This window comes from Corynebacterium sp. (genome assembly GCF_012837295.1).
GTDB lineage: Bacteria > Actinomycetota > Actinomycetes > Mycobacteriales > Mycobacteriaceae > Corynebacterium.
The window spans coordinates 1-8,057 of the sequence record NZ_DURI01000266.1 but is presented as its reverse complement, the minus strand read 5'-3'; the positions used below and the strand labels follow the sequence as shown (position 1 = coordinate 8,057).

General features: G+C 68.5%; 8 protein-coding genes. 3 read left to right on the top strand and 5 right to left on the bottom strand.

The features are described 5' to 3' along the window. Positions 1 to 684: enoyl-CoA hydratase-related protein (locus GX015_RS08770; protein ID WP_291344423.1), on the top strand; the 684-nt coding region annotated here is incomplete at its 5' end. 42 nt (positions 685 to 726) lie between these two features. Here GX015_RS08770 and GX015_RS08765 read toward each other — a convergent pair. The 4 genes from GX015_RS08765 to GX015_RS08750 all read right to left on the bottom strand — a co-directional run bounded on the left by GX015_RS08765 (position 727) and on the right by GX015_RS08750 (position 3,817). After that, a complete protein-coding gene (locus tag GX015_RS08765; protein WP_291344422.1) occupies positions 727 to 1,551 on the bottom strand; it encodes a hypothetical protein in 825 nt (274 codons plus the stop codon). A 124-nt stretch (positions 1,552 to 1,675) separates the two neighbouring features. Then, positions 1,676 to 2,404, bottom strand: a complete 729-nt coding sequence (locus GX015_RS08760; RefSeq protein WP_291344420.1) for a hypothetical protein — start codon at positions 2,402 to 2,404, stop codon at positions 1,676 to 1,678. Between the two features lie 142 nt (positions 2,405 to 2,546). Next, entirely contained in the window at positions 2,547 to 3,098 is a 552-nt protein-coding gene (locus tag GX015_RS08755; RefSeq protein ID WP_291344419.1) for a hypothetical protein, read from the bottom strand. Between the two features lie 77 nt (positions 3,099 to 3,175). Further along, the gene (locus tag GX015_RS08750) at positions 3,176 to 3,817 is read right to left on the bottom strand and encodes a TetR family transcriptional regulator (RefSeq protein ID WP_291344418.1); all 642 of its coding nucleotides are present in this window, start codon (positions 3,815 to 3,817) and stop codon (positions 3,176 to 3,178) included. 109 nt (positions 3,818 to 3,926) lie between these two features. Here GX015_RS08750 and GX015_RS08745 point away from each other — a divergent pair, with 109 nt between their 5' ends. Both GX015_RS08745 and GX015_RS08740 read left to right on the top strand, forming a co-directional pair. Further along, positions 3,927 to 5,123 carry an ABC transporter permease gene (locus GX015_RS08745; RefSeq protein ID WP_291344417.1) on the top strand — a complete coding sequence of 399 codons (1,197 nt, stop codon included), beginning with the start codon at positions 3,927 to 3,929 and terminating at the stop codon, positions 5,121 to 5,123. After that, positions 5,120 to 6,718 carry an ATP-binding cassette domain-containing protein gene (locus GX015_RS08740; RefSeq protein ID WP_291344415.1) on the top strand — a complete coding sequence of 533 codons (1,599 nt, stop codon included), beginning with the start codon at positions 5,120 to 5,122 and terminating at the stop codon, positions 6,716 to 6,718. Before GX015_RS08745 ends, GX015_RS08740 begins: the two co-directional genes overlap by 4 nt. A 145-nt stretch (positions 6,719 to 6,863) precedes the next feature. Here the strand turns inward: GX015_RS08740 and GX015_RS08735 are convergent, their stop codons facing one another. Continuing rightward, positions 6,864 to 8,036: an acyl-CoA dehydrogenase family protein gene (locus GX015_RS08735; protein WP_291344425.1), complete on the bottom strand. Its 1,173-nt coding sequence runs from the start codon at positions 8,034 to 8,036 to the stop codon at positions 6,864 to 6,866. Positions 8,037 to 8,057: the final 21 nt, after the last annotated feature.

The following is an 8,057-nucleotide window of genomic DNA, read 5'->3' as shown; positions in this document are numbered from 1 at the left end:
GAAACCGGCCCCACCGGCTCGGGCGACGCGACCGCCGACCCGGGCCCCGTGCGCGCGGTGCTGCTCAAGGGCGGCAAGAAGGTGTTCTGCACGGGCCAGGACCTGAAGGAGCACCTGACCGAGATGACCGAGCCGTCGGCGATGGACAAGGTCGACACGGAGTACAACCCGATGATCGCGGCGCTGGCGGCGATTCCGGTGCCGGTGGTCGCGGCGGTCAATGGCGCGGCGGCCGGCGCGGGCTGGTCGTTGGCGCTGAACTGCGATTTCCGCATTGCGGCGGCATCGGCGTCGTTCAAGGCGGCGTTCCCGTCGATCGGCCTGGCCACGGACTGCGGCATCAGCTACCTGTTGCCGAAGCTGGTCGGCCCGGCGCAGGCTTTGCAGTTGCTTTACGACGACCATCCGATCAGGTCCTCCCGCGCCCTCGAGTTGGGGCTGGTGACGCAGGTCGTGGACGGCGATGATGCCGACGAGGCCGCGGAGGCGTTCGCGCGGAAGCTGGCGTCGGGGCCGACGGGGTCCTACCGCGAGATCAAGGCGCTGGTGAAGGATGCCTCGGCGATGCTGGCCATCGCCGACCGCGAGTCGGGGGCGCAGAAGCGGCTGGTGGTCACCGAGGATCACAAGGAGGCCGTCGACGCCTTCCTGAACAAGCGTGCCCCGGAGTTCACGGGGCGGTAGCGGCCGGGAGTCGGTGCGTCAGCGGGTGCCTCGGCCGGTGCTTCAGTCGTCGTAGAAGGCGCCGCTGACGCGCCAACGGCCGTCGCTCGATTCGTAGAAGCCGCCGACGGTGCTCTTCGATTCGTCGATGACGCGGAACCACCACGTTCCGGTGTCGGCGCAGTTCTGCGTGCCGGAGGTGATGACCTCCTCGTACACCACGGTGCCGCCCTGCGTCCCGGTGTACCGGAGGGTTCCGGAACAGCCCAGGGTCGGGTATTCGACCCATCCGTCGTCGCCGTCGATGCCGATCCTGATCTCGTAGGACGTGGAGTCGGCGCTCCCGTTCATGTCTTCCTGGAACATGTTCCGGCCGAGGTATTCCCGGTCGGCCATCGTCCGGACGTTCTCGGAATTCGTGTCGCCCGAGAAAAAGGGCTCGGACTGAATCGGGTCGAGGTCACTGTTGCCGATGTCCCCCGTGTGGAAGTGGAGGCGCTCCGAGTCGTCCTTCACGGTTCCGCTCGGCGACGGGCCGTCTCCCGAGCCTCCTTGGCCGCCGCTGCCGGCGCCGTCGACGATGAGGCCGGTCGACCCGTCTCCGCCACCCGAATCCCGCAGGGCGTTGACGCCGAAGAAGGCGGCGGCGATGCCCACCGGAATGATGATCAGCAGCGCCAGGATCGGCACCCACTTCGGGCGCCGCTTCCCGGTCTCTGCGGAATTGTCCTGAGGCACACCCGGGTACGCCCCGAACTGCTGATGCGGCGGGTGCTGCGTCGCCTGGGGAGGAAACTCCGTGGTCGACGCGTTATCCGCTTCGGGAGCGGAATCCGCGGGCACGCCCCAGCCCCAGTCGTCCGCGCCACCGTCACCTGAATTCGTCATGGTGGCCAGCGTATTTCACCAGTTCAGTGCGGCCTTTACGGGCGACCACGGACGGGGGTTGCCCGGTTCCGGTTGCTTTGCGACGACGTGATTCATTGCCGCGACATTGGCCGTCGTCAAGCGACTACCACTGCTCGCTGGTGTCGTCGCCTCGCGACCAGGTCTCTCGGTAGAAGGTGCCCGTGCTTTCGTAGCGGCTGCTGGCCGGGACATAGCGGCCGGTGAGCTCGTGGTAGCTGCCGCTGAACCACCAAGTGCCGCCGTCGTCGCAGCGGCCGACGCCCTCGGAAAGCACCTCGCGGTAGACGGCCTTGTTGCCCTGCATGCCCTCGAAGACGAGGCGGCCCGAGCAATTGAGCTCCGGGTAGTCGATGGTCGAGGCGTCGTCGGCGATCTCGATCAGAGCCGCGTAGGTCGCGCTGCGGGCACCCGCGGCGATGCCGACCTGGTTGACCTCGCCGCTGTACTGGCCGGACATCGGCTTGGCGAAGTCATTGCCGCCGGAGGAGTCGGTGCCGGAGCCTGCAGCTTCGTCGTCGGCCAATTCACCGGCGTCGGCGCCGGGGATGGACTCGACGTAAAGGCCGTCGTCCTCGGAACCGTTCAGGGCATTGATGCCGAAATAGGCGCCGGCGATGCCCAGCGGGATGATGACGAGCAGCGCCAGAATGACTTTCCACTTGCCGCCGGACTTCGCCGGGGCGGGCGCGGTCGATGTTGCATGGGCCGCGGTGTCGGCGGTGTCGGGGGCGTTGCCCTCGTACGGGTTGCCGTTGCCGGCTTGAGCTTCCGGGCCGGGTTCGGTGCTCCAGCCCCAGTCGTCCGAGCCGCCGTTGCCACCTGACGTAGTCATGGTGGCCAGCGTATTTCAGCACTTCAGCGGCGCCGTTTCGGGTGACCGCCATTGTGGTCGCCCGTTTTGCGCCCCATGCCGAGCGATTCTCATGCCGGGGCAGGGTGAGGAGGCTCGGGGACCGGGCGTGAACGGAGCCTGATCAGCGCGGCGAACCCCCGGAGTCGCAGCCGTCGTCGGCGCACGGGTTGCGCCGCCACGCCCAAATCACCGCGGCGAGCAGAAGGAGCAGCGAGATCGCCGCCAGGAAGGGCTGCAACGGCTGCCAGAAACCCAGCGCCCCCGAGGTGCCCAACGCGAGCAGGATCACCTTGTTGCACACGGGGCAGGCGACGGCGAACATGGCCAGCCCCGCGCCGCCGATCGCGGGAGCGGACTTTTCGGATCCCGGGCGTTGCAGGCCGAAGTACATGCCCGTCAGAACGGACGTGGCCGCGAGTACGGGCAGCTCCCATGGGCGGACGGGGACGTCTCGGCCGAAGATCGGGTTGGGGATGATGTCCGTCGGTAAGCCGATGATCAGGAACGTCGCCAACGCTGCGCCGAGAGCGACGAGCACGCGAACCGCGCGGCCGCCGACCATGACCGTGGCGGAACCGCCATCCGCGGCGGTGGCCCGGGATTCGGGTGCGATCACGGTCGTGGCGTCGGGGGCGTCGTCGCGGGTTTCGTCGGTCGTCGGCGAAGTCGGCATGCCCCAGAGGGTACAGGTGCCGGGCCTGGCGGGCGCACGCCGGAGCGAACGCCGGTCCGTGTGGTCCGTGCGGTCCGCTAGTCGACGATGCCCAAGTACCGGTCCAGGGTGGGGCCGACGCGGGCGGCGAGCGAATCGACGTCCGCGTCCGCGATCGCCGGCACGGCGAGCACGTGCCGGGCGATGATCAGGCCCAGCAGCTGGGACCCGACGAGGGAGATGCTCAGTTCCGGAGTTTCGCCGCGCACCTTCGGGGCGAGCGGCGCGATGACCTCGGTGGTGACGAAGTCCAGGAAGATCCTGCGGGATTCCTCGTGCACTCCGAGATTGCGCACCAATCCCAGGAAGGTCGGGCCGATGTGCGGATCCTTGATGGCCGTCAGGACCGTGCGCACGTACATCGTCCCGGGGGAGTGGGTGGCCTGACCCGGGGTCTCGGCGAGCCCGTCGGCGACGGTCGCCAGCAGGTTCCGAGAGCGGAAGTCCTCGGCGATGACGGTGGAGAACAGGTCGCGCTTCGTGCCGAAGTAATAGTGCACGAGCTTGCTGTCGACGCCGGCGGCGTCCGCGATGGCCTTGATGGTCGCACCCTGGAACCCCGTGTCCGCGAACACGCCGCGGGCCGCCGCCAGGATGTCGTCCCGGCTGGAGCCGCCGTGCTCCGCCGTTCGCGGTCCGCGCCGCACGCCTTCGACCATCGCCTGTCCGGTGCCTTTCACGAGGTGGGTGTCCGGTCCAGCATAGCCGTCGTCAAGCTCATTTCACCAACCAGTGAAATACGGTGCTAGGCTAATTCACCGAACAGTGAAATCAATGGAAGGGGTCGCCGTGAAGGCGATGATCGCGAAAGAGTTCCGGGAGCTCACCCGCGACCGGAGAACGCTGGGGCTGCTGGTCGGGGTGCCGTTGATGCTGCTGATCGTGTTCGGGTACGCGGCGAACTTCTCCGTCGACCGCGTCGACGTGAAGGTGCTCGGCCCCGGGGCCACGGCGGTGACCGAGCAACTCGGGACCATCGACGCCGCGGACGAGGGGCTGACGATCGTCGGCACCGACCCGGCCGCCACCGACGCCGACGTCGAGGAGATGCTCAAGACCGGCGACGTCGACGCCGTCCTATACGCCGCCACGGGGGAGGGGATGCTGCGCGACGACGTCCACCTCCATGTCGACGGCACCAACCTCTTCGGGGCGCAGGGGCTGCAGCGCACGTGGATGCGCGTGCTCGCCGAAGACACCATCGGGCACATCGGCGAACTGGCGCAGGCCGGTGCCGGTGCGGGAGTCGGTGCGGGCCCGGGTGCTCCGGCCGCGCCGGGCGAAGCGCCGAGGCTGCCGGTCGATCTCGAGGCGATGGCCGAGGCGGCCGACGAAGACACCGTGACCGTCCACTTCAACCCGGACCTGAAGACCTCCACCGTCATGGTGCCGGGCCTGATCGGGCTGATCCTGACGTTCATCGGCACCACCGTGACCAGCATCGGGCTCGTGCGCGAACGCGAATCCGGCACGCTCGAGCAGCTGGCGGTGATGCCGCTGAGCCCGTCGGCGATCATCTTCGGCAAGATCATCCCGTACTTCCTGCTGGCGTGCTTCGACATCGTGCTGATCACCGCAGTCGGCGTGTGGCTGTTCGGCGTGCCCTTCGTCGGCAGCATCGCGGCGTTCGCGCTGGTGGCGGTGATATTCCTGTTCGTCGTTCTGGGGCTCGGCGTGCTCATCTCCACGCTGTCGCAGAACACCGGCCAGGCGATCCAGCTGGCCATGATGATGGTCATGCCGCAGGTGCTGCTCTCCGGCCTCATCTTCCCGCTCGACGCGATGGCCTCCGGCGTCCGCTGGATCGGCTACGTGCTGCCGCTGACCTGGTTCAACCAAGCCGCGCAAGGGATCATGCTCAAGGGCGCGGGCCTCGGCGACATTTGGTTGCAGGTGGGCATCCTGCTGGTCATGGCCGTGGTGGTCTTCTCCGCCGCGACCCTGAAGATGCACCGCCTGCTCACCCGGGGCGGTGCATCGCAGTGACCGCCGGCATCAAGCCCCCTTTCGGCGTCGGCGACCGCTTCCCGGACGTCCGCTTCCGCCCCGGGGAAATTTCGGTCCTCATCGGCGGCGACGGAGCGGGGAAGTCCGCGATGCTGCGGCTGCTCGCCGAACCCGCGGAGGGCATGTCTCCGAAGGACGTCGGTTTCCAGCCGTCGAGCTCTGGGACGTGGCCGCAGCTGACGGTCCGCGAAAATCTCGATTTCGTCGCCGGCGTGCATCATCTCGAGCAGGCGGCGGCCCGCGAGCGCGCGGACGAGCTCATCCGCGCCGCCGGCCTGGACGGCGCCGAGGGGCGTCTGGCGCGCAATTTGTCGGGCGGCATGCGCCAGAAGCTCGGCGTGATCATGGCTATGCTCCCGTCGCCCGCGCTGCTCATCCTCGACGAGCCCACCACCGGCGTCGACGTCGACGCCCGCGCCCGTCTCTGGGAGCTCATGGCGCTCGCGGCGGAGGAGGGCGCCATCGTGCTGGCGTCCACCACGTACCTCGACGAGGCCGAGAATGCCGCGCAGGTCGTGTTCCTCGACCACGGCGAGGTCATCGCGGCGGGCACGCCGGAGCGGGTCATCGCCGCAGCTCCTGGGCAGGTTCACCAATTGCTTTACGACGGTCCCGCCCACACCCCCTCCGTCCCGGGATCCGCGGACGGCGGAATGGAGTGGCGGCGCGGACGCTCGCGGTATCTCTGGCTGCCGGGGGAGGGAGAGAGGCGCGGGTCGCGTGATCATGAGGCGTCCGACGCCGTGCTTTCCGACACCGGAGTCTCCGATGGTGGAGGCCCCGGCACCGCGCGAACCGACGCCGTACCCGCGGAGATGGACCTGGAATTGGCGACCATCGCGTACCTGTTGGATCGCGAAGACGCGGGCGACGACGGCGAGGTTGATCGCGGCCACGGCGAAGGGGGCGGTGAAGGCGATGAGATCGCCGAACGCGTCACCGTGCGCGACGCCGGCGATCTCCTCGTCGAGGCCGATGGGGCCACGAAGCGGTACGGCTCCTTCACTGCGCTCGATGACGTGTCCATGGAGGTGTGCTCCGGTGAAATCGTCGGCCTGATCGGCGGCAACGGTGCGGGCAAGACGACGCTCATGCGCATCATGCTCGGACTCGAACGCGCCACGGAAGGCACGGTGACGCTTCTCGGCGGCGACCCAGGCCCGGCCGCCCGCCGTGACCTGGGGTACGTGCCGCAGAGCCTCGGCCTCTATCCCACACTGACGGCGCGCGAGAACCTCGACTTCACCGCGGGCATCTTCGGCGCGGACGTCGCTCCGGAACTCCACGCCGCGGCCGATCGCCATGGAAAGCGCCTCGTCGGAGACCTGCCGCTGGGTGCCCAACGAGATCTCGCGGTCGTCTGCGCCATCGCCCACGACCCGCGGCTGCTCGTCCTCGACGAGCCGACCTCCGGGATGGACGCCCTGTCCCGCGCCCGCTTCTGGGCGCGGCTGCGGGCGCTGGCGGAACGCGGCACCGGCGTGCTGATCACCACCCACTACGCCCACGAAGCCATCCAATGCGACCGCATCGTCGAACTCGAGGCCGGTCGCGTCGTCGACCACGGGGCCTGACGCCGCTCGACTCCCACGGCGCAACGACGACGGCCCGTTCCCACGAGGGGAACGGGCCGTCGTCAAGCGAAAATGCGGCAGGCACGGAAACCGTGCCGCGGGCGCCGGGCCAGGAGGAGCGCCGACGCCCGCCGAAACGCGGACCTTACGCGGCGCCGCCCTTGGCGATGCGGCGGAAGATGATCTCCTTCATGATCTCGTTGGTGCCGCCGTAGATGGTCTGCACCTTGGTGTCCAGGTAATGCGTCGAGATCGGGTACTCGAGCATGAAGCCGTAGCCGCCGAACATCTGGGTGCAGCGCGTGACGATGTCCTGCTGCTCCTCGGTGGTCCAGAACTTCGCCATCGACGCCGCGGTCTCATCGAGCTCGCCGGCGTTGTGCGCCATCACGCACTGGTCGACGAACGCCTGCATCGAGGTGATGCGGGTGGCGATGTCCGCCAGGTAGTGGCCGTGGACCTGGTGCTGGATCAGCGGCTTGCCGAAGGTCTCGCGCTCCTGCGCGTACTTGTAGGTCAGCGTCCAGGCGCGGCGCGAGGCGGCGACCGAACCAACGGCCAGCGTCAGGCGCTCGTGCGCCAGGTTCGTGCGGAGGTAACCGAACGCGGCACCCTCCTCGCCCAGCAGGTTCGCGCCCGGGACGCGGACGTTGTCGAAGTTCAGCTCCGCCGTGTCCTGCGCCTTCAGGCCGACCTTCTTCAGCGGGCCCGACTTGGTGTAGCCCTCCAGGCCCGTGTCCACGATGAACATGGAGACGCCGGCGCGGCCCTTCGACGGGTCGGTGATCGCCGCGACCAGCGCGAAGTCCGACAGCATGCCGTTGGAAATGAAGATCTTCGTGCCGTTGAGGATCCAGTCGTCGCCGTCGCGCTTGGCGAAGGTGCGCATGCCCGCCAGGTCCGAGCCCGCGCCCGGCTCCGTCATGGCCAGGCAGCCGATCAGATCGCCGGAGTTCATGCCCGCCAGGTACTTCTGCTTCTGGTCCTCGCTGCCGAACTTGGCCAGGTACGGGGCGCAGAGGTCGTTGAGGGTCCCGAAGGACACCACGATCGAGCCGCAGTCGGACTGCGTGAGCTCCTCGTTGAGGACCTGGTTGTAGCGGAAGTCCATCTCGCCGCCGCCGCCGTACTCCTCCGGCGTCGACATGCCGATCAGGCCGAGCTCGCCGGCCTTCTTGAAGATCTCGCGGTCCGGCATGCCCTCGTTGTGCCAGCGCTCGACGTTGGGGGTGATCTCCTTCTCGACGAAGCCGCGAACCATGTCGCGGAACATCTCGTGCTCTTCGGAGAAGTGGGTGCGGGGCAGGAAGTCCTTCATGGGTGTCTCCTCGTGGCTCGG

Coding starts and splice junctions, on each gene's coding strand:
- GX015_RS08760 (WP_291344420.1), bottom strand. CDS start 2,404: ATGACTACGTCAGGTGGCAACGGCGGCTCGGACGACTGGGGCTGGAGC.
- GX015_RS08765 (WP_291344422.1), bottom strand. CDS start 1,551: ATGACGAATTCAGGTGACGGTGGCGCGGACGACTGGGGCTGGGGCGTG.
- GX015_RS08755 (WP_291344419.1), bottom strand. CDS start 3,098: ATGCCGACTTCGCCGACGACCGACGAAACCCGCGACGACGCCCCCGAC.
- GX015_RS08735 (WP_291344425.1), bottom strand. CDS start 8,036: ATGAAGGACTTCCTGCCCCGCACCCACTTCTCCGAAGAGCACGAGATG.